Annotated in this window: 23 protein-coding genes; 11 read left to right on the top strand and 12 right to left on the bottom strand. The window is 33.4% G+C overall.

The genetic code is table 11. The features are described from left to right. Positions 1-123: 123 nt before the first annotated feature. Together BB050_RS19540 and BB050_RS19535 are read left to right on the top strand one after the other, a co-directional pair. Positions 124-1,050, top strand: a complete 927-nt coding sequence (locus BB050_RS19540; RefSeq protein ID WP_236940371.1) for a helix-turn-helix domain-containing protein — start codon at positions 124-126, stop codon at positions 1,048-1,050. A gap of 158 nt (positions 1,051-1,208) precedes the next feature. Beyond that, positions 1,209-1,721: a hypothetical protein gene (locus tag BB050_RS19535; RefSeq protein ID WP_066034781.1), complete on the top strand. Its 513-nt coding sequence runs from the start codon at positions 1,209-1,211 to the stop codon at positions 1,719-1,721. 79 nt (positions 1,722-1,800) lie between these two features. Here BB050_RS19535 and BB050_RS19530 read toward each other — a convergent pair whose 3' ends face one another. Beyond that, positions 1,801-2,124, bottom strand: a complete 324-nt coding sequence (locus BB050_RS19530) for a nuclear transport factor 2 family protein (protein WP_066034780.1) — start codon at positions 2,122-2,124, stop codon at positions 1,801-1,803. A 20-nt stretch (positions 2,125-2,144) separates the two neighbouring features. Further along, positions 2,145-2,927: an SDR family oxidoreductase gene (locus BB050_RS19525; RefSeq protein WP_008463639.1), complete on the bottom strand. Its 783-nt coding sequence runs from the start codon at positions 2,925-2,927 to the stop codon at positions 2,145-2,147. 134 nt (positions 2,928-3,061) lie between these two features. On the opposite strand from BB050_RS19525, the gene BB050_RS19520 reads away from it, so the two are divergent. Next, complete coding sequence (locus BB050_RS19520) at positions 3,062-3,427, top strand: winged helix-turn-helix transcriptional regulator (RefSeq protein WP_008463640.1); 366 nt, start codon at positions 3,062-3,064, stop codon at positions 3,425-3,427. 36 nt (positions 3,428-3,463) lie between these two features. On the opposite strand, the gene BB050_RS19515 is transcribed toward BB050_RS19520, so the two are convergent. The 8 genes from BB050_RS19515 to BB050_RS19480 form a co-directional block, all read right to left on the bottom strand. Next, complete coding sequence (locus BB050_RS19515; RefSeq protein WP_066034779.1) at positions 3,464-3,868, bottom strand: hypothetical protein; 405 nt, start codon at positions 3,866-3,868, stop codon at positions 3,464-3,466. A 114-nt stretch (positions 3,869-3,982) separates the two neighbouring features. Further along, complete coding sequence (locus BB050_RS19510) at positions 3,983-4,537, bottom strand: YceI family protein (RefSeq protein ID WP_066034778.1); 555 nt, start codon at positions 4,535-4,537, stop codon at positions 3,983-3,985. A 5-nt stretch (positions 4,538-4,542) separates the two neighbouring features. Continuing rightward, the gene (locus BB050_RS19505) at positions 4,543-4,920 is read right to left on the bottom strand and encodes a c-type cytochrome (RefSeq protein ID WP_066034777.1); all 378 of its coding nucleotides are present in this window, start codon (positions 4,918-4,920) and stop codon (positions 4,543-4,545) included. Between the two features lie 18 nt (positions 4,921-4,938). Beyond that, the gene (locus BB050_RS19500; RefSeq protein ID WP_066034776.1) at positions 4,939-5,781 is read right to left on the bottom strand and encodes a DUF5777 family beta-barrel protein; all 843 of its coding nucleotides are present in this window, start codon (positions 5,779-5,781) and stop codon (positions 4,939-4,941) included. A 23-nt stretch (positions 5,782-5,804) separates the two neighbouring features. Continuing rightward, positions 5,805-6,197: an OB-fold protein gene (locus BB050_RS19495; RefSeq protein ID WP_066034775.1), complete on the bottom strand. Its 393-nt coding sequence runs from the start codon at positions 6,195-6,197 to the stop codon at positions 5,805-5,807. A gap of 208 nt (positions 6,198-6,405) precedes the next feature. Beyond that, positions 6,406-8,856: a TonB-dependent receptor gene (locus BB050_RS19490; protein ID WP_236940370.1), complete on the bottom strand. Its 2,451-nt coding sequence runs from the start codon at positions 8,854-8,856 to the stop codon at positions 6,406-6,408. Between the two features lie 84 nt (positions 8,857-8,940). After that, the gene (locus BB050_RS19485; protein WP_066034773.1) at positions 8,941-9,840 is read right to left on the bottom strand and encodes a FecR family protein; all 900 of its coding nucleotides are present in this window, start codon (positions 9,838-9,840) and stop codon (positions 8,941-8,943) included. A 50-nt stretch (positions 9,841-9,890) separates the two neighbouring features. Beyond that, on the bottom strand, positions 9,891-10,406 hold the full coding sequence (locus tag BB050_RS19480; RefSeq protein WP_066034772.1) for an RNA polymerase sigma factor: 516 nt from the start codon (positions 10,404-10,406) through the stop codon (positions 9,891-9,893). A gap of 267 nt (positions 10,407-10,673) precedes the next feature. On the opposite strand from BB050_RS19480, the gene BB050_RS19475 reads away from it, so the two are divergent. Continuing rightward, complete coding sequence (locus BB050_RS19475; protein WP_236940369.1) at positions 10,674-11,630, top strand: hypothetical protein; 957 nt, start codon at positions 10,674-10,676, stop codon at positions 11,628-11,630. A gap of 147 nt (positions 11,631-11,777) precedes the next feature. Here BB050_RS19475 and BB050_RS19470 read toward each other — a convergent pair whose 3' ends face one another. Next, positions 11,778-12,314, bottom strand: a complete 537-nt coding sequence (locus BB050_RS19470) for a YceI family protein (protein ID WP_066034770.1) — start codon at positions 12,312-12,314, stop codon at positions 11,778-11,780. Positions 12,315-12,424: 110 nt separating this feature from the next. Between BB050_RS19470 and BB050_RS19465 the strand changes: the two genes are divergently transcribed. Next, positions 12,425-12,766: a winged helix-turn-helix transcriptional regulator gene (locus tag BB050_RS19465; RefSeq protein WP_066034769.1), complete on the top strand. Its 342-nt coding sequence runs from the start codon at positions 12,425-12,427 to the stop codon at positions 12,764-12,766. Positions 12,767-13,159: 393 nt separating this feature from the next. Here BB050_RS19465 and BB050_RS19460 read toward each other — a convergent pair whose 3' ends face one another. Further along, positions 13,160-14,428, bottom strand: a complete 1,269-nt coding sequence (locus BB050_RS19460; protein ID WP_008463656.1) for a DUF3370 family protein — start codon at positions 14,426-14,428, stop codon at positions 13,160-13,162. Positions 14,429-14,760: 332 nt separating this feature from the next. On the opposite strand from BB050_RS19460, the gene BB050_RS19455 reads away from it, so the two are divergent. From BB050_RS19455 to BB050_RS19430, 6 genes are all read left to right on the top strand, one after another. Continuing rightward, positions 14,761-15,987 (top strand): ROK family protein, encoded by a 1,227-nt coding sequence (locus BB050_RS19455; RefSeq protein ID WP_008463657.1) that lies wholly within the window; start codon positions 14,761-14,763, stop codon positions 15,985-15,987. A 449-nt stretch (positions 15,988-16,436) separates the two neighbouring features. Next, positions 16,437-17,561, top strand: coding sequence for a glycoside hydrolase family 10-like protein (locus tag BB050_RS19450; protein WP_066034768.1), 1,125 nt, complete (start codon positions 16,437-16,439; stop codon positions 17,559-17,561). An 82-nt stretch (positions 17,562-17,643) separates the two neighbouring features. Continuing rightward, positions 17,644-19,050 carry a DUF5009 domain-containing protein gene (locus tag BB050_RS19445; RefSeq protein WP_066034767.1) on the top strand — a complete coding sequence of 469 codons (1,407 nt, stop codon included), beginning with the start codon at positions 17,644-17,646 and terminating at the stop codon, positions 19,048-19,050. 34 nt (positions 19,051-19,084) lie between these two features. After that, a complete protein-coding gene (locus BB050_RS19440) occupies positions 19,085-20,887 on the top strand; it encodes an FAD-dependent oxidoreductase (RefSeq protein WP_066034766.1) in 1,803 nt (600 codons plus the stop codon). Between the two features lie 40 nt (positions 20,888-20,927). Next, positions 20,928-21,551, top strand: a complete 624-nt coding sequence (locus BB050_RS19435; protein WP_236940368.1) for a GDSL-type esterase/lipase family protein — start codon at positions 20,928-20,930, stop codon at positions 21,549-21,551. A gap of 29 nt (positions 21,552-21,580) precedes the next feature. Continuing rightward, entirely contained in the window at positions 21,581-22,783 is a 1,203-nt protein-coding gene (locus BB050_RS19430) for a n-acyl-d-glucosamine 2-epimerase (RefSeq protein ID WP_066034764.1), read from the top strand. Positions 22,784-22,793 lie beyond the last annotated feature (10 nt).

Raw genomic sequence — 22,793 nt, 5'->3', positions numbered from 1 at the left:
TAGGACGAATGAAATAAAATATTTTAAGATGGACAAAAGTTATAATGTCGTTTATTACTTTTGTTAGTAGTGGGTAGATGTACTAAAGTGATGGTTAATCTAAAATTTAAAATTGCTTAGTTAATGAGAATAGCTCTGAAAAAGAGTGAGCAGCCAGCAGTTAAATATCAGTCAAAAGGGAAAATCATGATAACCGACTATAAAAAACACGATTTATATGGCAAAACGCTGATTCAGAAAATTGAATTAGCGCCGCCGTTTAAATTTGATTTTCCTGTAACGGAACAGGCTTGTTTTTTATATGTGAAAGCAGGAGAGGTTGATTATCAGATTGATGGTGAGCAAATAAAGGTTGCAACCGATTATTCCCTATTGCTGAATTGTATAGATTCAGGGAAGCAGATGCGCAATTCAAATCAAAACGGCAATTGTGAAATTGTAATCCTTACGTTTTATCCCGAGATATTAAAAAAAATATACGAAAGGGAACTTCCGCAGCTGCTTCAAAAACCTAAGAATGCAATATCCAATAAATCAAGTGAAATAATAAACAGTGATTTTTTGATTCAAAAGTATATTGAAGGTTTATTGTTTTATTTTGAAAATCCATCTCTGATTAGTGAGGATATTTTGGTGCTGAAAGTAAAAGAAATTATACTTCTTTTGTCCCAAACACAAAATTCAGAATCGATCCAGCTCATATTATCGCAGCTTTTTTCTCCTGCAGCTTATACTTTCAAGCAAATTATTGAAGCAAATTTATTTTCACAACTCACCATCGAAGAACTAGCGCAGCAAAATAATTTGAGCGTATCATCGTTCAAGCGTGAATTTGCAAAAATATACCACGATACGCCAGCCAATTATATTAAAATGAAAAAGCTGGAAAAAGCGGCCGAATTACTTCAGGTTTCTGATCAACGTATCACTGAAATAGCTTTTGACTGTGGATTTAATGACTTGGCGAATTTTACAAAAAGCTTTACCAGCAAATACCATGTCAGTCCAACAAATTATCGGCAGAAACTAAATAATAGTCAGCAATTGTAAAATATAGTCTTTTTTTAAATTTTAAGCATCTTAGGATTCATCTAGGATGCTTTTTTTGTGAACCAAATTGCCAAAAAAATGGACTATTTGGCAAAAACATTCCTCTTGATCTGTCGGAAGTTTGCTGTGTATTTTCAAACAAATTTAAAACATAAAAAATGGGATTGTCAAATTTAGGAATTTTTCACACAATCGTAGGCGTTGCAGCAATAGTCGCGGCAGCTGTAGATTTTATCAGATACGGTAAAATCAATTTGAACACATTATCCGGCAAAATATATTTTTACGGAACAATCGTCACCTCATTAACTTCGTTGGGGATCTCCAAACATGGCGGATTTAATGCAGGGCATGCCTTTTCTATTTTTATAATCTTTTTGGTATTGGGAGCCTATTTCCTTAATTCGAAAAGAAAAAACAGCGCCAGAGCCCGTTATTTTGAAAATTTCTGGTTGTCCTTTAGTTTTTTTCTATCTCTGGTTCCAACTGTTAATGAAACTTTTACTAGAATTCCATTAGGGCATCCGCTAGCGAAGGATATTAAAGATCCTGTAATCGGCAATACGCTTCTTGTCTTATTGCTGTTCTTTGCTGCCGGTTCAATTTTTCAGTTTAGAAAACAGCAATTAATTAATAAAAATAAAACCTTAAAACAGCAAAATTTTGCGTGAATAACAAAGCGCCGATTTTCTTCTGAAAACTGGCGCTTTGTTATTTAATGATTTCTGCAAATCAATCGCTTCTTAGTTCTTATCCTGTTACTTTTAAAGACTGAATGTATCCATCAGTAATATCAAAATGAAATTGTAATGTAATCGGACTTCCTGGAAACGTACCGGAGCACTCTGCTGATAAGACAATTCCAGTCCCGTTTTCAGCGCACTCAAGAGGCTTCATCACTGATTTGTATTTTTGGTTTGATTCTTCAATCCAATCCAAGATCTCAGGTCTTCCGTTATGTGTTTTACCTTCATCAAATACCACCGCATTTTCGGAAAAACAATTGGCATAAGAAACGCTATCAAAGCTGTTCTGTGCATTAACTAAGTCTTCTATTACTTTTGGCAAATTCATTTCTATTGTTTTTAAGATTATTAAATTGTTGGCACGGTGCCGCCATCGATTACAAATTCTGTTCCTGTCAGATAGCTGGCTCTTGGTGAAACAAGAAAACCGACTAATTCTGCTACTTCTTCTGGCTCTGCGGGTCTGCCGTACGGAATCCCACCTAATGCATTCATGACTCCTTGCTGGGCTTCTTCTACAGTAATATTAGAATTTCTCGCAATTTCACCTAGCCACGCTGTTGATGCTGTTGTATTTATCCATCCTGGCGATACAGCCAGCACGCGAACACCCTTTGGTGTAACTTCATTTGATAAACTCTTGCTGTAATTAATTAAGCCTGCTTTTGCTGCCGCATAAGGCAAAGTAGAATCAAAGAGAGGGAGTTTGCCTTGAATAGATGCTATGTGAATGATAACACCGCTTTTTCGCTCTATCATTTGTGGTAAAAATCCTCTGTCCAATCTAACAGGAGCAAGCAGATTAGCCTGCAGAGTTGATTCCCAGTCTTCATCACTTAATGCTGCGAAGCCACCAGCAGGCGTTACAGAAGAGCCAAGATTGTTCACAAGAATGTCCAGTCTTCCGTAAGTTGACAGTATTTCATTGATTACTTTTTGGGTTCCCTCTGCCTTACTTAAATCCGAAGGAATGAAATGCAGTTTGCTGTTTTCTTTTTCGGGTGTGTTTCTTGCAGTAATAATAACCGTTGCGCCAGCTTGCAAAAGTCTTTCTGCGATTGCTCGTCCAGCTCCTTTAGTGCCTCCTGTGACTAAAGCAATTTTGCCTGATAATTCATTTTGATAATCCATCTTAATTCGATTTAAATTTCTTTTGTACAAATTTCAGAAGTATGTAACTTTCTCACAAGTACGGAATTACGATTCAGATAGGGACAAATTTTTCCCCTATTGCATAAATCGGTACATAGGCTTACTTTTGTTATATGTATGAAAGAAAAATAATCCCGAACCTGAATTGTGGACTTGACCTGATAGGGGAAGTGCTTTACGGCAAATGGAAGATACGTTTGCTTTGGTTTATCAATGAAGGCCATAAAAGGCCAAGTGAATTGCAACGCAAAATACCAGACGCTTCACGCAGGGTTTTAAATATTCAGTTGAAAGAATTAGAGGAGCATGAATTGGTTTCAAAAGTTATTTTCCCTGTTGTGCCTCCCAAAGTTGAATATAGTCTCACTGATTTTGGAAAAACATTAATTCCAGTAATTTCTGCTATCGGAAATTGGGGAGATGAACATGAGGCGCGTTTAAGGGAGCTTATTTTGAAACGTTTAGATTTAAAGCCGTGATATGCAAAGTTTGATTACACGGCAAATATTTTTTAATTAAGCAGAAATATTTTTATAGTGGAATTGCTTGAGAATATTTTTTGGAGTTCTGATAACTTCTTTGCTTATAGGATCAAACCATTTTACTTCTTTTATAACTTCTGCACAACATTCATTCCTTGAGTTAAAAAAGCAACTTTTGAAATTGATATTGTCTTGTATATGGCAATATTTCATTTCAACTAAAAAAGATTGGGTAAACATCAAATCTTTATGGCAGACTAACTCATGATTTCCTTCTTGTAAATCTAAATGCATATAGTTGAGTTTTACTTTTGAAAATCCGTTATTGAACAAAAAATGATATAACAATCGGAGGGTATATGAGATGTATGCGGTATCTTCCATAACCATATAATCATTTACATCTTCTCCGGTAACAATGTAATTTCTACAGATCATTTTAATTTGATTTTAAGGTTTAAAAAAAGAGACCGGCGCTATAAGTTCACACCGGCCTACAGAACATTCGTCATGTTTCATTCGAATCTGAATAGAGCTGATTCTTAAAGGAGATTATTTAATTAATAAAAAATTGTAATCAATCTCGATTTTGTCGGCAATTTTCTTTCTTACAAGACTCGGTATTTCAATAGCAAAGTCTTCAGGTTTTACTTCAAATGAGCCAATGGTTTTAACTCCATTTTGAGCTTTGGAGATTTTTACAATCACTGAGACTGGTCTTGTTTTTCCGTGAATGGTAAGATCTCCTTTTAATGTAAAATTTTTAGGAGAAGCTGTAATTTTTGAACTGTCAAAATCTTCTATTTTACCTTTGAAAGTTGCTTTTGGAAATTTTTCAGACTCCATATAATTTTCATTAAAGTGTTCTTCCATCAGCGCTACTTTAAATCGAAAACCTTTTATGAGAACGAGACTGGCAAAATCTCCTGTTGTCTGATCCAAAACAGCTGACACTGATTTGCTTTCGGCAGCAACTTCTTCATAAGATGGCATGGAAGCTTGAAATTTAATATTCCCTGTTTTTGTAATTAGTTTTTGTGCAAATCCACCAGTGTTTGCGGCTATAACGAGCAATAATGCAAAGAAATTTATGAATGATTTTTTCATAACAATCAATTTTCTTTTAAACCATCGGTGTTCCATTTTACTATGATATCAATATTCGCCTGAGACATTCTACCGCCTTGAGGCATAATTCCTTGCTGGCCGTTTTGAAGTTGAATTCTTCCTAATAATCCAGCGCTTTCCACTGCAGCTTTCACTTGAGCAAAAGTAGTTAGAGGTCTAAAACTAGCTGACCTTCCGCTGGAATGGCAGCTTATGCAATTGGCATCAATAATAGATTTTACATCTTTATTGTACGTAACTGTACCTGTGGGATCCGTTGGGTTCGTTGGAGTTGTTGGTGTTTCGATCTCCTGAGTTGTATCAGAATCGCTACAGCTTGCAAATACAGCCATTAAAATTGTAAGTACGATTGTTTTTTTCATGATTTATTGTTTTAATTATTAGAATACTCTGTATAAGTTAAAGCCGAAAAAGAAATCTCCTTTGCCCCAGTCACCAGAGGCATTAGTTAGGTATCCGCTCTCACTCATGGATTGTGAATTGGTAAAAATTAATTGAAATACGTGTCCGCCTGTTTCTATATCAAGACCTACAGACAATGGATTTTTGTAAAAGTCAGGTTTGTCAAAATTGTGCATGTATTCTAAATTGACAGATAATCTTTTCGTGATTTTATAGCGCCCGCCGCCGCCAAAAGAAAACTGATTGTCTCTTTCGATTTCTGGAGTGTACAGGTTTTTGTGTATAAAGGATGGCACTAATTCCAATGAGAATTTTTCGCTGACTTTTCTGGATATTAATAGCTGTTGCACGTACGTCATGCGATGTTTAAATTCTAAGCCTGGATATTGGTCTTTTTCTAAAAAAGTATTAATGTCTGCAACGCTATATCCAACAATATCCAAAGGAAAATTATCATTTTGTCTTGCCATGCGGTACTTCAATCCGATCTCATACATTTTGTTTAAAGTATGTCTCGAAAGGCTGACCGAGAGCCAGTCTGTAACACCATAAATTCCTCCCAGTTTTGTGGTAGCATTATCAAGTCCAAAAAAACTGTCAAAACCATCTTTTACAGACCCAAAACGGTGCGAAACCACAAAATAAAACTCTTTTTTAGCTGGCATTTTTGTGGTCTGTAAGGTTACGAGCTGTAAAGCCTTAAAGGTTGCTGTAGAATAGCTGTCTTCTATCTGAGTAGAATCAAGGCTCTTTAGTAAATCATCCTGAGAATAGGCCAATGTTACTAAAAACAGGCAGAACGGAACTAGAATTTTCTTCATAAATTAATTATTATTGAGTTGGTTTATTTAACACTGCATTGGTCTATTTTAACTTCCATAAATAGTTCGTCATAACCAATGCATTTGCCCTTAATTGTTATATTGTTGCGGATAATCTTGTCTTTCAATTTTTCTTTGAAAAGGCAGAAAACAGTGTTTTCAAGTACAATTACAGAATCGGTTTCTTTGGTTGCTTTGCCTGTTATCTCTATAGTTTTGTTGAGATACAATGCATCTGCTTTTTTAGGATTTGCATTATAGTCTTCAATAAGTTTCTTGGCCGTTACACTATAATCAGGAGCTTCTGATGCTATATTACGGGCTTCTTTAAAGATGACTCCATAATAAAAGTAAATGCTGGCAGAAATCATTACTAGTAATACGGCGGTTACAATTATTGTTTTTTTTCTTTTCATGTTTTGTTTTGTTTTGTTTTGTTTTTGATGCGTAAAAAATCAGTCCGCTTTTTTTTCTATTTGAATGTTTTAAAACTGTCTCAAACCAAATGATGATTCTATAGTGAAACAGCCTTGGTGCAGATTACCCTACCAAAGAATTGTGATTTTTTGAAAAAAAAAATAAAAAGAAGGAATAAGAGTTTAAGAACTCTTAAGGGAGGTGATGTTAAAATGAGACTCTAAAGCTCAGATTTGGAGTTCTTTGCAATGAAAAAGTATTGATTTCTTCTACAGAATTGGTTAAAGAATTTATTCTATAATATTCGTTGATTTCATTTTTTCTATTGAGAATATTTAAGATTGAAATTCCTATTTTGTATTGAATTCCTTCTGCGGTTTCCCATTTGTAAGTCGAGGAAAGATTAACCTGCCAAAACGTGTGCAGATTACTGTTATTGGGTTTGTTATAGACCAATTCTGGATTAGAAAGATCAATTCTGGATAAATCTGGAGATGTTTTGGGTCTTCCAGAAGACCATTTTGTTCCTAAAGCAATCTTGAAATTGTTTTTCTCGTAAATTCCCGCCCAAGATAAAGTATGGGTCAGCTCAAAGTTATTTGGAAAACGAGGGTACTCATAATTGCGAAAATCATAATTGTTTTCATTGTAGGTGTAGCTTAACCACGTAAGAAAGTGATTTATTTTTTTCTGAATTAGCATTTCTGTTCCCCAGATTTCATAATCGCCAGTAGTTCTCACAAATTCCAGTTGATTCTGAAACCCCTGACTTGAGGTTGTTATTCCTGTCACTTTTTTATAAAAGTTTTCGATGTCCAAAAGCCAATTGTTTTTTTGATAAAACAAGTTTAATGATAACTGTCTGCTTCTTTGTATGGGAATTGTGCTGTTATTAGAGATAATCCATCGCCTTTTTTCAATGCCAAAATAATCTTTCTGCAGATCAATAATCTGCTGGGAGTTTTGGCTTTTTAGTTCGCCAAGCAGTTCTAAAGTTAGACTTTTGTTAATTCCGTACCCCAATTGAATTCTAGGTTCTGCAATATATTTCTTGAATTTTTCAATATAATTAAGGCGCATTCCGCCTTTAAAATATAGACGGGTGATGGTATCGTTATATTTTCCTTCAAAAATTAAAGCATGAGTCCTTAAAACGTCTTTTACTTTACGATAGAAATCAGGATTCGTTACCTGTTCTAAATTGGTTACTCCAATTTCATTAAATTGATAACCGTCGCTAAAAGTAAATTTAGAATTTAAAATATGATTGTTTTCTACATTAACTCCATTGTTGTTTACCGTATTTTCCTGAATTACACTTTGGTTTTCATAAGTTGTCTTTTGATTGGCTAAAAGTTCATACGAAGAATTGTAAACATTAATTTTGCTAGTGTTGAAGTTATTCCAGTTTCTTTTCCATGACAAGTTTGCGCCATAATTCTGCTGACGTAAAGTATTGTTTTGTGATTTATTTATAGTGTATGAAGCGGCGCTTTTAGTGACTTCCAGATTATCTTTTATGGTTATCAAATCAAGTATTATTTGATCTTTAATTCCTATTTTTTGCGCATATTTTATCGTAGCATCATAAAAACCAAATTTTTTATCGCTTTTATAATTAAGATTTTGGCTTTGCGAAAAATCAGTTATAGTAGTATTCTGAAATACTTTGTTGAAATATTCTTTATAGGTAGGCGTTTCCACAAAATCGGTAATCGATTTACGCGCCGAAATCTCGATATAACTTTTTTTAGAAAGATTATACTTGGCGTAAACATCAGCATTAATCATATTGATTCCGGCACTGAATGAATTTTTTTCTGCTTTTTCCGGGGTAGAAGAAATCGAGACTACACTTGAAACGCTTTCCCCATAAAAGGCAGAACTTCCGTTTTTGTAGATCGAAATTGTATGAGCAAGATTTGGATTGAAAACGGATATTAAACCAAAAAAATGTCCCGTTTGAAACATTCGTATTCCATTCCACAGAAATAAATTCTGATCGTGTGTACCGCCTCTAACATTGATACTGGATACACTCTCATCAAGACTGTTCACTCCCGGAATCTGCTGCATGGTCTGTAGCGCATCTGGTTCAATAAGGCCAGGAAGAATACCGAATTTTTTAGGTTTAATTTCAAAAGATCCATCAGTATTTTTTGAAATGCCCGAAGCCAGAATGGCATTAGTTTTTATTTCATGCAATTCGGTAATTTCAGGCTCTAATAGAATTTTAACGCAATCTTTAGCATCTGTATTTCCTGCCGTAATTCTCTTTGATGCAAAACCGATGTGGCTAATTACAAATGTATTTTTACTTTCGTTATGGCACTCAAAATATCCTTCTGAATCGGTTGTAAAGTGATTTTTGTTATTTAAACTAATGTTAGCATTCTCAATAGGTTTTTTATCAGTTGCAGATAAAACATAACCGCAAATCATTTTTGAGGCTGTATCTTTTTTATAGATATTGATAAATTTGTTGCCAATATTTTCAAAAGATAAATCGGTTTTTTTTCTCAGATATTCTAGTTTTTGTTCTAACGAAAGTGATTTCTTAGGAGGATTGATTTCGAGACCTTCAATATTATCTTCAGTATAGTTAAAACTTACAGCATGCTGTTCTTCAATAGCAATTATTATTTTTTTGAAAGGCATAGCTTTTCCTTTATCCTGAGCAGAAAGATTCAGGATATGAAAGAAGAGAAAAAACAAAAAATGAAATTGCTTGGGGCGTAACATTTATTTTTCGTCAAAAATTATTTTGTTGTTCGAAACTTTTTTTGCTTCCAAATGATACGTTGTACTGATAATCTGTAAAGCTGTATTTAGATCTTTAGCAGGTAATTTTCCTGTAAAGAGCGAAACAGTGTCTTTGGCGTTTAAGTCAATTTTAATATTATATTGTCTCTCAACTTCATCTAAAAGTGCTCTTATGTTTTCTTTATAAAAACATATCTGGTTGTCGATCCACTCTGGCTTTAATGCACTTACTGTCATTTTAATCTCTTTTCCATTTTCAAAACGAACACTTTGTCCGTGAGTCAATAAAATTTCAGCATTGGAATAAGTTACTTTTACACGGCCTTCGTAGCACACAACATCAAACTTGTTTTTTCTGGCTTTAACGTTAAATTGGGTTCCCAGAACGGTTACTTTTCCTAGATTGGTCTGCACTTCAAATTTTCTGCCTTTTGCAACTTTAAAATAGGCTTCTCCTTTTAGTTCCAAATGCCTATTGTTGTCCCAATTCCATTTTTTATAGTGTATTTCGGAGCCTGAATTTAAAATCACTTCAGAATTGTCGGGTAGTGAAAAAGCAGTCTTTTTTCCAAAATCGGCAGTTTCCGTTTGTGGCATAAAAGCTTTCATCGCAAAAGTGATTCCGAGAGCGAGAACAAGTATAGCGGCAGCCTTAAGTATCCATTTTTGATATAGAGGCACTACTTTTGGCGTTGCTTTTTTCTGGCTTAAAATGTTAGACAACATAGTATTTTCATCCAAATCGCCTGCTTCGAGGTGAGCGGTATATTTTTTTATCTTTTGATATTTTTCAAAATCGGGACTTGCCTCAAATGCTGTCAATTCATCTGGAGACAAATCGTCGTTGAGCCATTTTGCTAATAAGCGATCTTTTTTCATTTTATCGTATTATTTAATTAAAACAATTGGAACTAAATTTACCCTACCTTTTACAAATCAATTTCTTTGCGCAAGCTTAACAGAGCCACATGAATGCGTTTTTCAACTGCCTTTACGCTAATGTTTAGCTCCTCAGCAATTTCGCTGTATTTTTTTCCATCAATTCTGTGCATCAAAAAAGCAATGCGCTGTTTTTCGTTTAAGTTTTCGATTGCTTTTAAAAGTTTTGTCTGAAATTGTTTTTCTTCGAGAAGATATTCCGGGCTTTCATTTGTCTTGTCCAAACCAGTAAAGTTTTTTTCAAATTTTAAAACCACTTTTTGGTGCGCAATTTGGTTTAGACTGCTATTATTGGCAATGGTGTATATATAGGATTTGGCTTTTTCTAGAGGGACAGAAGCACAATGTTGCCAAAGCTTAACAAATGCTTCCTGAGTTATATCTTCTGCTTGTGCTGCATTTCCAAATTTGTAAAAAAGAAAATTTCGAAGTGCTTTTGCATGACTTTTGAAGAAAGACGAAAAAATGATTTCATCACAAGTATTGGATTGGTTTTGATCTGTCATTTAGAGTTTCAATTTTTCAACGTAAATGTATTTGTTTTTAATTTAAGTAGGGTAAAAGTAAAGAGGATTGTTCTATAGAAGAATAAAATATTATTGGTTTTTGATAATTTATTATAGAAGAAAATTATGAAATGCTTGATGTTAGGTTATTTAAAATAGTTTCTTTTAAAATTTATTTACCTTTGTAAAAACATAAATATGTTACTTTTAAAAAAATATTTATCAATTGCAGTTTTTTTCTTCTTACTGTTTTCCTGTCAAAGTGAAATGGAGGAAGAAAACAATAATTCGCAGGGAACAATTAGTACTGTTTCTCCGCTTACTACTTATCTGCAAAGAGTTGCCATGGTTAAAACCGTACAGGATAATATGATAGACGGATCGAGTTATTGCACCATAAAACTCCCGTATACCATTACAGTAAACAATGAGCAGATTGCGGTTAATACCACAGCCGATTATCAAAAAGTTTTAGATAATATCAACGCCAGCAATTACGATGATGATATTGTAAAAATAGATTTTCCTGTAACGATGGTATATTATAATTACATCGAAAAATTAATTCCAAATCAAGCAGATTTTGACACTTTGATTGATTACTGGAATCTTTATCCAGATCTTCTGTCTAAAATCAACGGACTAAACATTAATTATCCGATAACAATTAATAGCTATAACAGCACTAACCAAACAGCGAGTTCTCAATCTATAGTAAGTGATCAGGCCTTTTTTAATTTCATTAAAAATTTAAATGAAAACCAGTACATTTCTTTAAAATATCCTATTACAATTGTAGATTACAATAACCAGATAAAATCGATTTCAAACAATACGGAGTTCGAAAATGCAATAAAATATGCAATAGATTACTGTCCGGAAAATAATCTTGTGACATTAGATTTTGTTGCAGCTATCACAAAAGGTTCTTGGGAAATACCTTATTTTTATGATGGTGCTGTTAATACTTCAAATTACAGTGGCTATACCTTTATATTTCAAACCGATAAATCTGTAATTGCCAACAAAGCAGGAGTTTCAGAAACCGGACAGTGGGAAAGTTCAATTCAAAACGGTGTGAGAGAAGTAAAAATAAGTTTTAATTCTGGAGTGCTTTCTAAATTAAATTTAAATTGGAAGCTGTTTGAATTTAACAATTCGCAGATACGATTGCGAGATGTAGGCGCAACGACTAATTATCTTTATTTTCAGAAAAAATATTAGCTGTATTTTTAAAAGTTTGGCTGTGATTTAAAGAAATAGGCCTTTTTCTTTGAATTTAAGCCCCAAGTAAGCTTTATGTTTATTAATAAAAAAAAAGACAAAAAGATTATTAGTCAATTTGTCTTAATGTTTTTTATTAATTTTTGATTAAGCCAATTCAGAGACCTGAATGTTTGCTATTAGTTTGATATCTTCTCCTAATCCCAAAATACCTGATCTTATAGGGATATTCCATGCTACTCCAAATTGTTTTCGATCAATAATTCCAGTAATTTCAAAACCATGCTTTAATTGACCTTGGGCACTATATTCTGATCCGCCATATTCTACATCTAATTCTACATTTTTAGTGACGCCTTTCATTGTTAAATTTCCGCTCATTTTATAATTCTTTCCACTAACATTTGTAAATGAGGTGGATTCAAAATTTATTTTGGGATACAAGTCAGAAGAGAAAAAATCATCATTTTGTAAGTGCTCATCCCGTTGTGATTGATTAGTATCAATGCTTTTTACATCAATTGAGAAGGATACTTTAGCGTTGTTAAAATCGGATTTCTCAGTAATGATTGTTCCATCAAATTTTCTAAAAGAGCCGGTTACAGTTGAAATAGCCAAATGCTTAATTTTGAAAAGCACTTCAGAGTGCAAAGGGTCTATTACCCAAGATTTTGAATTTTCCATTTTTAATTTTATTTATTGCACAAAATTAATTAACCTTGCTATCTAAAATATAGCTGTTACCTATTGGTAAGTAGTTACATAAAGGAAAGTGGTTTGTAAATCAGTTAGATATGAGTCAAAAAGAGCAAGGTTGCCAATTTAAGTTAATGGTTTCGAGAGATGCATTAGAAATTATCCAAGGAAAATGGAGGTTGCCAATTATTATTTCATTGATAAGTGGGAAGAAAAGGTTCGGCGAAATACAGAGAGACATATCCGATATTTCTCCAAAAATGCTATCACAGGAATTAAAAGCTTTAGAAATGAATAAGATTATTAGGCGTACCCTCTATGACAGTATGCCATTAACGGTTGAATATTCTTTAACTCCATTAGGAATGTCTATGAGAAAAATGTTAGACGAATTGATTAATTGGGGTAGTCATTTTAGAAAAGAAATCATAAGTCAATAGTTAATATTTGCTCACGTATCGAAAACTTGCTTGTTCTAATTGTTGCAGATTTTTAGTTTGTTTTTAGCGGATGAAAGGGGGTGGTGGAGTTTGTGGCCAAATGAAAAGTTTTCTTTTAAGTACGGTTAAAATTTAAATCATTACTGAAAAGATTTGAATGGAGGCTTTTTAAGATGATTTTGAAACTAAAAAGGCTGTCTGCAAGACAGCCTTTAAAAATTAATTAAAATAAAAAATCGATAAGAATATTTTAAACCCTGAAATTAAAAATGGGTCTAAAATTGATTGTTACTTTATTTGTATACTGTTTGATTTCTTCAAGCTTTAAACTCTTTTAAATCTTTGCCGTAATGGTGTTTAATGTATTTTTAAGTATCTGGCAAAATAATAAAATTAATTCGTTTGTTTTAAAATCAATTGCTGTCCAGTCGTAATTAGGCCTGGGACATAAAATGTAATGGTAGCATTAAAAAATGAATTTGCAGGAATGCTCCAAGTTGCCAGATTCTGAGCTGGTTGCGTTGGAGTAGTGTAAATGTTTTTTAAAGCTCCATTTAAATAAAGAGGTCCGTTGAAGGTAAATGAAGGTGAATTTGTTCCAGATGTAAAGTTGGAAGCAAATGTAAGCGATACATTTTTTGCAGTGCTATTTGGATTATTCAGCTTTAAAGTCAAGGTGTATTTGTGGCCATAATTTCCATACGTATTTTGCGAAGCGCCGTTTAATTTATAGGAGTAGGGAGCATTTTGATTTTGGAGATAAACTCCGCCAACCGCAAATTTCGAACTCGTATTTAGACACAATCCCATATATGATGGCCCTGAAGGTAAATCTATATCTGTAGTTCCTGACCAGCCAGATTGCGTGTAGATTCCAGCTTCTCGGCCATAAGCGTTTGTGCCTTCGGTATAAATATCGCCCGCGGCGGCAGTTTGAGTGGCGGTTACAGCATCATTTATATTTCCAGTTGAGGTTACAACAGTATAAACATAAACGCCTTGCGAAGCGGTTATTTCATAAGACCCATCTACCATGTTATTGTTGGATAATGTTGCTCTGTACACTTCATAAACCTTAGAGGGGTTGATAGTGACATTGCTAAAAGTCGTACGCGGGGTATCTTGTAGCCAATCTTTAGAGACAAAATAGCTCTGTCCTGTGGCGCTACCGTTTAAAGGTTTTTCTGCATTTGTGTAAGTAGATCCTTTTCCGCTAATTGTGAGTGCTGTAGTTTGTGGATTCGAAACTAAGACGTGAAGGTATTTTGTAGAACCAGACTGGTTAATGTGAAACAAATAAATTCCAAAAGTTCCAGAAAGTGGGTTTGAAGAACCGCCTCTGTTAGAATCAACTCTTGCATTTTGCATAAGCCATCCATTTCCTCTTATAATTTCAGGATTGTTGCTTTTCCAAATAGGTTTCTCGGATAAATTACCGCTTAAATGTTTTAACTCTTGAGGAGGAACAATAGAAGTGGATAATGTCCCCGAAGTCCAATCAGAAGAAACTAATGAATTTAAAGCTAATTGCGTTTTTGCCGTTTTACTTCCTTCGTTCTGAATAACGAATTTTTCGGTGGTTTTGTCTGTAGAATCCTCATTTGAACAGGCATAAGTAAGAATTGCTGTAATAACTATAAAAAATAGTTTTTGGGTTTTCATGGTTGGTTAATTTTAATAGGTTTGACAATCAGTTAGTTGTTTGCTAAAATAATAAAAAATTAATATATTTACTTTTATTTTTAAAAATATTTAATAACTGAATATTAATTAAGTTATATTTTTTTTAAATAGCTGACTAAAAATAAAATATACATATTTTTAAGAGGTTTTTTCTTATCTGGGTACGAAAAGACGCTTTTTTGTGCTTTAGGGACTCGAAATTAAAGAAGTAAGATTGAAAGCCTGCGTTTTGATTTTTACAATAAAAAAAAGAAGCGGTTAAGTTAAAAATGAACTATGTTTGTAGAAGAATTTACCAAAATCGAAGATAAATGAATTTAAAAGATTTACTTGATATTAGTAAAGACAATAGTCTTTCAGGACAAAAGTGGCATATGCTAAGACAGTCAATAGTAAAACGCTTGCTTTCTGCGGGAAATGCTACAATCGCAGAAATAAGTTCTGAATTGCAATCCAGCGTTCCTACGGTTACTAAAGCGGTCAATGAGCTTTTACAGGAAGGAAACGTGGTCGATATGGGAAAAATAACCAATAGTGGAGGTAGAAGACCCTCTTTATATAGTATCAACCCGACTTGCGCTTTTTTCTTAGGAGTGGAAGTTGGAAGAACTCATATGTCTATTGGTTTGCAGAATATAAAAAATGAATTTATAAGTCTTGATCTGCGTGTTCCATTTGCTTTAAAAAATTCTCAGGAGTCTCTCTTAGAATTCTGCTCACTTATAAATAATTATATTGAAGAAAGTTCTGTAGAGAAAAAATTAATTGTTGGGATTTGTATTAACTTTTCTGGGCGTATTAATTCTATGGAAGGCTTTAGTTATAATTATTTCTTTAGTGAAAACAGGCCTCTAACCGAAATCATTTCTGAACAACTTGGGCTTCCTGTACATCTTGAAAATGATACTCGCGCAATGGCTTTTGGTGAATATTGCGAAGGTGTTGTTGATGACGAACAAAATATAATTTTCTTAAATTATAGTTGGGGAGTAGCTATTGGAATAATGACTGATGGAAAGCTTTATTATGGAAAGTCTGGCTATTCTGGCGAATTTGGACACAGTACCATTTTTGAAAATGAAATCATTTGCCAATGTGGGAAACTAGGGTGTCTAGAAACTGAAATTTCAGGCTGGTCTTTGGTAAGGCAATTTAAAGAGGCTCTGAAAGAAGGAAAGCATTCTAAAATTGAATTGAATGAAAATGAAGATTTACAGCATTTAGATATTATTTCTGGAGCAATAAATTTAGAAGACAGTCTTTGTATAGAATTGGTTACTAGACAAAGTGAAAAAATGGGACGTTATTTATCAATTTTACTTAATATATTCAATCCAGATCTGCTTGTTATTGGAGGAGATTTCTCTCAGCTTGGAGATTTTGCGCTTTTGCCAATTCAGTCTGCACTTAAAAAACACTCGCTTGGTTTGGTAAATCGTGACATGAAATTAAAAAAATCAACATTAGGACATCGTGTGGGGGTAATCGGTGCCTGTTGCATTGTAAAAGAAAAGATGCTTTCTCCTTTCTTTAAATAGCTGATTCTTTTGCGAAACTCTTTCAAAAAACTCTATAAATATTTATAGAGTTTTTTTTATGCTTCTTTTTAATGTAATTACACAAAATTATTTCTCTGAAGTTTTTAAATTTTTAAAAATCTTTTGTTTCTAGTTCACTTTGTAGATAAGGTCAGATGTATATAACGATTATCTCATCGATTGATGATAATTACGTGTTTATTTTATTTTAAAATGAATAATTTAATTTATTTGTGCGAATTATTTTCTTTTTGAAAAAATATATCCTTAAATAAATAAAAATAATTCAAATATATTTTTTTGTTCCATGAGCTGTATTTCCTGAGAAATTCAAATATAGTCGCGACTAATTATTAAAATTATTTAATAATTAATTAATAAAAAAATTTAATAACTAAGTTGTGGTTAGTAAAATTTTATATATTTGTCCAAAATAAAACCTAAAACCAATGCAGAATATCTTAAAAATAACCTTATTGCCAATTTCATTGTTTTCGCTTTTTTGTTGTGCGAGAACTCCAAATACAAATGCTACTACACCAATTTTTCCAGTTAAAGGAGTGTGGGTAACCAATGTTGCGTCAAAAGCTTTAGATTCTAAAGAAAATATTATTGAGGCGGTAGCGCTTTGTAAAAAATCGGGTATTACAGACATTTATGTGGTGGTTTGGAATAGAGGAACGACTTTGTATCCAAGCAAGATAATGAAGGATTTATTTGGTAAGCCAATTATGGAACGTTTTGGTGATCGAGATCCTTTGCAAGAAATGATTGAAGCCGGACACACTGCAAATATTAAAGTTCACGCATGGTTTGAGTTTGGCTTTGCTTCTTCTTACGGAGAGAATGGAGGTGCTATCCTGAAAAAATTTCCAAATTGGAAAGCAATAGATAATAAAGGAAACCTGGTTACAAAAAATGGTTTTGAATGGATGAATGTCATAGACCCAGAAGTTCAGAATTTTATAAAATCTTTGATTGTCGAAGTTGTTAAAAATTATAATGTTGACGGAATTCAAGGCGATGATCGTTTGCCAGCAATGCCATCGCTTGGAGGTTATGATCCTTACACGGTATCTCTATATAAAAAAGAACACAACGGCAATAATCCTCCCCAAGATTATAAAAATGCAGATTGGCTTACTTGGCGCGCTGATAAATTGACCATTTTTCTTGGAGAACTTTATAAGGAATTAAAAACGATCAAACCTAAATTGATCGTAAGTATGGCTCCTAGCATTCACCCTTGGGCAAAAGAAGAATATTTGCAAGATTGGCCAACTTGGCTTGACAAAGGATATTGTGATTATGTAATTCCGCAGGTTTACAGAAAAACAATTGAGAGTTACACTGCCACTTTAGAGGACCAAATCAAATTCCTTAAAAAAGATCAGAAAGATAAATTCTTTTCTGGGGTTTTGCTTCAGGTCAATGGCGTAAATCCGAAGCCTGATTTTTTAAAGCAAATGATTGATACAAACAGAAAGCTTGGAGTAAAAGGAGAGTCATTCTTTTTTTATGAAGGTCTGAAAGCTTTTCCAGATTATTTTTCTAAAGAATATAGCAAAAAGTAGATATAAAAAATACTAAATGAGAAGATTGTTGTTATAACGACAGGGTAAAATTGTCTCAAAAATAGTTGATTAAAATCGGTATATGAAAACAAGAGCTTTATCTATTGATGCTTTACGAGGCTTTGCTATTATTGCAATGATTCTTTCTGGACAAATGATCCTTACATATTTGCCTGCTTGGATGGCACACGCTCAAGTGCCGCCTAACTCATCATTTAATCCGAATATTTACGGAATTACATGGGTAGATCTTGTTTTTCCTTTCTTTTTATTTTCAATGGGTGCCGCTTTTCCTTTTTCATTAGGAAGCAAATTAGAAAATGGTGTACATAAATGGAGCCTTTGTCTAGATTCATTTTATAGAGGAATACAATTAGTATTTTTTGCTATTTTCTTTATGCACATGAAACCATTTGTTATCAGTAGTCCAGTTGACATTAAAGCCTGTATTATTTCTTTGAGTTCTTTTGCTTTAATGTTTGGAATGTTTGCAACAGATTCTTTTTCGAGATACTTTAAAAAACCGAAAACAAGTTCTTACATAAAATTTGCTGCATTTGCACTAGGATTTGCGTTAATGCTTTTAACAAATTATCAGGGAAAAGACAATCATAATTTTGATATTTATTACAGCGATATTATTCTTGTAGTGCTTGCTAATATGGCTTTTTTGGCGAGCTTGATTTATATTTTTACTTTCAAAAAGCCAATTTACAGATTATTGGTTCTGCCATTTATTATGGCTGTTTTTTTAGCCAGTACAAATGAAGGTTGGGTAAAACAATTATATGATTTTAGTCCATTTGCGTGGGCTTATAAATTTTATTACATAAAATATTTCTTTATAGTAATTCCAGGAACTCTTGCCGGAGAATATATAAAAGAATGGACTGTAGCGCCGCAAAATGGAGTGCGAGAAAATGATAAAAAGGCAATTGTGGCAAGTCTGATTTCTTTAGCAATTATTGTAAGCAACGTTTATTTTTTATTTGTACGTGAACTAGAAATGAATGTTGTCGTTACTTTAGGCTTGTTGGTTTTAATTTATTTTGTTTTAAAACCAAATGCCTCAGAATTTGGTGTTTTTTGGAAAAATCTTTTTTCGGCAGGAGGGTACTGTTTGATGTTAGGGTTATTTCTAGAAGCTTATGAAGGCGGAATACGTAAAGATTCTTCGACCTATAGTTACTATTTTGTAACATCAGGATTGGCTTTTTTTGCAATACTTTTTTTCTCTGTGGTTTGTGATTATTTCAAATGCATAAGGACTACAAAATTTTTGATTCTAACAGGACAAAATCCTATGATTGCGTACGTTGCCACATCGTTGGTTATAATGCCAATCTTAACTCTATTCACTATTACAGAGTATTTCGATGTATTTAACGAAAATGCCTTTACGGGATTTCTAAGAGGCTTATTACTTACGATGCTTGCCGTTTTGATAACGATTTTTTTCTCCAAAAAGAAATGGTTTTGGAGAACCTAAAAATTCAATATAGCTATTAAAAATACTACATATTATGAAAATTCAAATAATTGCATTTTTTTTATTTTGTTACGGATATTCGCAGAATATCACCAAAAAGACGGTTGACGTTTTAGTAATTGGAGGCTCTACCAGCGGAACTTCTGCTGGTATTGCATCTTCCAGATTAGGAGCTAATACATTAATTGTTGAAGAATCTCCATGGATAGGAGGTATGTTTACTTTGCAGGGAGTCGGTGCGTGTGATGGCAACCATAATCTAGATTCTGGTATCTGGAATGAATTCAGAGGCGCGTTGAGAGAGTATTACGGCGGAGCTGCAGCTCTTGAAACAGGCTGGGTAAGCAACACACTTTTTGAGCCTTCAGTTGGAAATAAAATTTTCAATCAAATTGCAGCAAAAGAAAAAAATCTTCAAATTATTCACGGTTATTATGTGGCAAGCATCTTGAAAGTTGGAAACGCAGTTAAAGGTGCCACTTTCAAAAATGATAAAAATGAAATTTTAGAAGTTCAAGCAAAAATTACAATCGATGCCACTGATATTGGTGAAACGCTGAAAATGGCAGGAGCGGCATACCGTTTAGGAATGGATTCTCAAAAAGAAACCAAAGAAGCCAATGCGCCATTAAAAGCCAATAATATTGTTCAGGATCTTACTTGGGTTGCTATCTTAAAAGATTATGGCAAAGGAACTGACAAAACTATTGCAAAACCAAGCAATTATTCAGCTTCAAATTTCATAGGTTCTTGCATGGAAACAGTCGATCACAAAGAAATTGACTGTGACAAAATGCTGTCCTACGGAAAATTGCCAAATAATAAGTACATGATTAACTGGCCTAAAAAGGGAAATGATATTTATCTGGATGTGGTTGAGTTATCGAGAGAAGACCGAAATAAAGAATTATTAAAAGCCAGAAATTACACTTTACAGTTTGTTTATTATATACAAAATGAACTAGGATATAAGAATCTTGGTTTAGCTGATGACGAATTTAATACTTCAGATTTATTGGCTTATGCTCCTTATTACCGTGAAGGAAGAAGAGTAAAAGGCATTTCGTTTTTAACTTATAATCACGTCGCAGATCCATACAATCAGAAAGACGCTTTATACAAAACGGGAATTTCTGTTGGAGATTATCCTGTTGATCATCATCACAAACAAAATCCTGATGCTCCAGATTTAGGATTTCCGGCAGTACCATCCTACAATGTACCGCTAGGATCTCTAATTCCTGAAAAAATTGATGGATTTATTGTTTCTGATAAAGCAATTTCAGTTTCTAATTTAATTAATGGTGCAACACGTTTACAGCCTGTAGTTTTATTGACAGGTCAGGCAGCAGGTACTTTGGCTGGAGTTGCCATAAAAAATCAAGTAGAACCGAGAAAGGTTTCGGTGAGAGAAGTGCAGCAATCACTTTTAAATCAGAAAGCGTATATCATGCCGCTATATGATGTAAAACCTACGGATCCAGCATTTGAAAGCATTCAAAAAATTAGTGCTACAGGAATTTTAAAAACAAAAGGAGAAAGCTATAAATGGGCTAACAGAACTTGGTTCTATCCAGAGAAAAACATTTCAGTACAAGAATTTACAGAAGGCTTAAATCAGTTTGATAAAAAGAATAAAGTTGTAAAAAGCACTTCAATTCTTACAGAGCAGGAAGCAGTTGATCTTTTGGTAAAAGCGGGTGCAAAAATCAAGAAAGGAAATTTTTCGGCAAAGCCAATAAACAAAAGAGATTTAGCAGTTTTAATTGAAGAAAGCCTGCACGCGTTTGAGAAAGAAATTGATTTTTCTGGAAGTATAAAAACTAATAAAAAATAAAATGCTCAAAAGTTTTTATGTTTTCTTTTCAACTGTTTGTATGGGACTTTTTGCTCAAGAAAACAAACAGATTTTTCATAATTATTTCTATGACCAGCGACGTTCATTTTTTGAGTCAATGCCAACAGATAAAAACGAAATTATTTTACTAGGTGACAGTATAACTAATTGTGCAAATTGGGAAGAAATTTTTCCAGATAAGAAGGTAAAAAACAGAGGAATTTCTGGTGACATTACGTTGGGAGTTCTAGACAGAATGGATGAAATTGTAAGATCTAAACCTAAAAAAGTATTTATCCTGATAGGGATAAATGACATAGCCCAAAAGATAAGTCCTGAAAAAATTCTAGAAAATTATCAAAATATAATACTTAAACTAAAAAATGATAGCCCTAGAACGAGAGTTTATATTCAGAGTATTTTGCCCACAAATGATGAGTTTGATACATTCAAAAATCATCAAGGAAAAATGCAGATGATAAAGGAAATCAATATTGAATTAGAAAAGTTAGCTAAAGAAAATAAGGTTGAGTTTATAAACCTTTTTCAATATTTCTTGGACCAAAATGGAAAGCTGAGCAAATCTTACACAAATGACGGACTGCATCTTTTAGGGCCAGGTTATTTGTTATGGGCATCTATTATAAAAAAATACATTGAGTAGAAATAATAAACTTTTAAAATATAGTGTAAATGTTAGAAACTAATAATGATATCAAATTTGACCAGATCCAGCATACCGATTTGGCTCAATACGCAGACTTATACAAAGATGAATTATTAAAAGAAGTGATTCCGTTTTGGGAAAAATATTCTATTGATAATCAGTACGGCGGATATTTTACTTGTTTGGACAGGCAAGGTAACGTTTACGATACTGATAAATTTATCTGGTTGCAAGGTAGGCAAGTCTGGACTTTTTCTATGCTATATAATAAAGTGGAGAAAAAACAGGAATGGCTTGATATAGCGCTTCATGGAGCAAAATTTTTGTTGAAAAACGGAAGAGATACAGAAGGGAACTGGTATTTTTCTTTAAACCAAAAAGGAGAGCCTTTAGTAGTTCCGTACAACATATTTTCAGACTGTTTTGCAGCAATGGCTTTTGGCGAATTATATAAAGCTACGAATGATTCTTTACATAAAAAAGTTGCAGTTGATACCTATAATAATATTCTGGCGAGACAAAATAATCCGAAGGGAAAATGGAGTAAATCATATGGCGGAACAAGAGAATTAAAAAACTTTTCCCTTCCTATGATTTTATGCAATCTGTCTCTACTGTTGGAAGAAGCAATTGGAAAAGAAGTGGTAGATAAGATGATTCCGCCTCTTATTGAAGACATTATGACTAATTTCTTAAACAAAGAGCATGGCATCATCATGGAAAATGTTGGAGCAAATGGCGCTTTTAGTGACAGCTTTGAAGGAAGAATCATCAATCCTGGCCACGGAAATGAATCAATGTGGTTCTTGATGGATATTGCTGCTAGATACAATAAACCCGAATTGGTTAAGCAGTGTGAAGAGATTTTAATAAAAACGACAGAATTTGGCTGGGATAAAGAGTTTGGAGGAATTTATTATTTCTTAGATATAAAAGGCCACCCGACACAAGAACTACAATGGAATCAAAAGTTATGGTGGGTTCATATCGAAACCATGATTTCTTTTGCGAAGGCTTATAAAATGACAGGCAGTGAAAAAAGCAAAGAATGGTTTATAAAGCTTCACGATTATACATGGAATCACTTTAGAGATGAAAAATACAAAGGAGAATGGTTTGGGTATCTAACCAGAGAAGGCCAGCCACTTCTTGAAGCAAAAGGAGGAAAATGGAAAGGATGTTTTCATGTTCCGCGCGGGCTTTACGAATTATGGACAACTTTAAAATAAACTAATTAAT

Origin of the sequence: Flavobacterium anhuiense, assembly GCF_001705175.1 — a bacterium.
Taxonomy (GTDB): domain Bacteria; phylum Bacteroidota; class Bacteroidia; order Flavobacteriales; family Flavobacteriaceae; genus Flavobacterium; species Flavobacterium anhuiense.
This window is presented reverse-complemented; position numbering and strand designations above follow the sequence as displayed.

Excerpts from the sequence above, each read along its gene's own strand:
- BB050_RS19540 (WP_236940371.1), top strand. The coding sequence starts at position 124 with ATGAGAATAGCTCTGAAAAAGAGTGAGCAGCCAGCAGTTAAATATCAG.
- BB050_RS19535 (WP_066034781.1), top strand. The coding sequence starts at position 1,209 with ATGGGATTGTCAAATTTAGGAATTTTTCACACAATCGTAGGCGTTGCA.
- BB050_RS19530 (WP_066034780.1), bottom strand. The coding sequence starts at position 2,124 with ATGAATTTGCCAAAAGTAATAGAAGACTTAGTTAATGCACAGAACAGC.
- BB050_RS19525 (WP_008463639.1), bottom strand. The coding sequence starts at position 2,927 with ATGGATTATCAAAATGAATTATCAGGCAAAATTGCTTTAGTCACAGGA.
- BB050_RS19520 (WP_008463640.1), top strand. The coding sequence starts at position 3,062 with ATGTATGAAAGAAAAATAATCCCGAACCTGAATTGTGGACTTGACCTG.
- BB050_RS19515 (WP_066034779.1), bottom strand. The coding sequence starts at position 3,868 with ATGATCTGTAGAAATTACATTGTTACCGGAGAAGATGTAAATGATTAT.
- BB050_RS19510 (WP_066034778.1), bottom strand. The coding sequence starts at position 4,537 with ATGAAAAAATCATTCATAAATTTCTTTGCATTATTGCTCGTTATAGCC.
- BB050_RS19505 (WP_066034777.1), bottom strand. The coding sequence starts at position 4,920 with ATGAAAAAAACAATCGTACTTACAATTTTAATGGCTGTATTTGCAAGC.
- BB050_RS19500 (WP_066034776.1), bottom strand. The coding sequence starts at position 5,781 with ATGAAGAAAATTCTAGTTCCGTTCTGCCTGTTTTTAGTAACATTGGCC.
- BB050_RS19495 (WP_066034775.1), bottom strand. The coding sequence starts at position 6,197 with ATGAAAAGAAAAAAAACAATAATTGTAACCGCCGTATTACTAGTAATG.
- BB050_RS19490 (WP_236940370.1), bottom strand. The coding sequence starts at position 8,856 with ATGCCTTTCAAAAAAATAATAATTGCTATTGAAGAACAGCATGCTGTA.
- BB050_RS19485 (WP_066034773.1), bottom strand. The coding sequence starts at position 9,840 with ATGAAAAAAGATCGCTTATTAGCAAAATGGCTCAACGACGATTTGTCT.
- BB050_RS19480 (WP_066034772.1), bottom strand. The coding sequence starts at position 10,406 with ATGACAGATCAAAACCAATCCAATACTTGTGATGAAATCATTTTTTCG.
- BB050_RS19475 (WP_236940369.1), top strand. The coding sequence starts at position 10,674 with ATGGAGGAAGAAAACAATAATTCGCAGGGAACAATTAGTACTGTTTCT.
- BB050_RS19470 (WP_066034770.1), bottom strand. The coding sequence starts at position 12,314 with ATGGAAAATTCAAAATCTTGGGTAATAGACCCTTTGCACTCTGAAGTG.
- BB050_RS19465 (WP_066034769.1), top strand. The coding sequence starts at position 12,425 with ATGAGTCAAAAAGAGCAAGGTTGCCAATTTAAGTTAATGGTTTCGAGA.
- BB050_RS19460 (WP_008463656.1), bottom strand. The coding sequence starts at position 14,428 with ATGAAAACCCAAAAACTATTTTTTATAGTTATTACAGCAATTCTTACT.
- BB050_RS19455 (WP_008463657.1), top strand. The coding sequence starts at position 14,761 with ATGAATTTAAAAGATTTACTTGATATTAGTAAAGACAATAGTCTTTCA.
- BB050_RS19450 (WP_066034768.1), top strand. The coding sequence starts at position 16,437 with ATGCAGAATATCTTAAAAATAACCTTATTGCCAATTTCATTGTTTTCG.
- BB050_RS19445 (WP_066034767.1), top strand. The coding sequence starts at position 17,644 with ATGAAAACAAGAGCTTTATCTATTGATGCTTTACGAGGCTTTGCTATT.
- BB050_RS19440 (WP_066034766.1), top strand. The coding sequence starts at position 19,085 with ATGAAAATTCAAATAATTGCATTTTTTTTATTTTGTTACGGATATTCG.
- BB050_RS19435 (WP_236940368.1), top strand. The coding sequence starts at position 20,928 with ATGGGACTTTTTGCTCAAGAAAACAAACAGATTTTTCATAATTATTTC.
- BB050_RS19430 (WP_066034764.1), top strand. The coding sequence starts at position 21,581 with ATGTTAGAAACTAATAATGATATCAAATTTGACCAGATCCAGCATACC.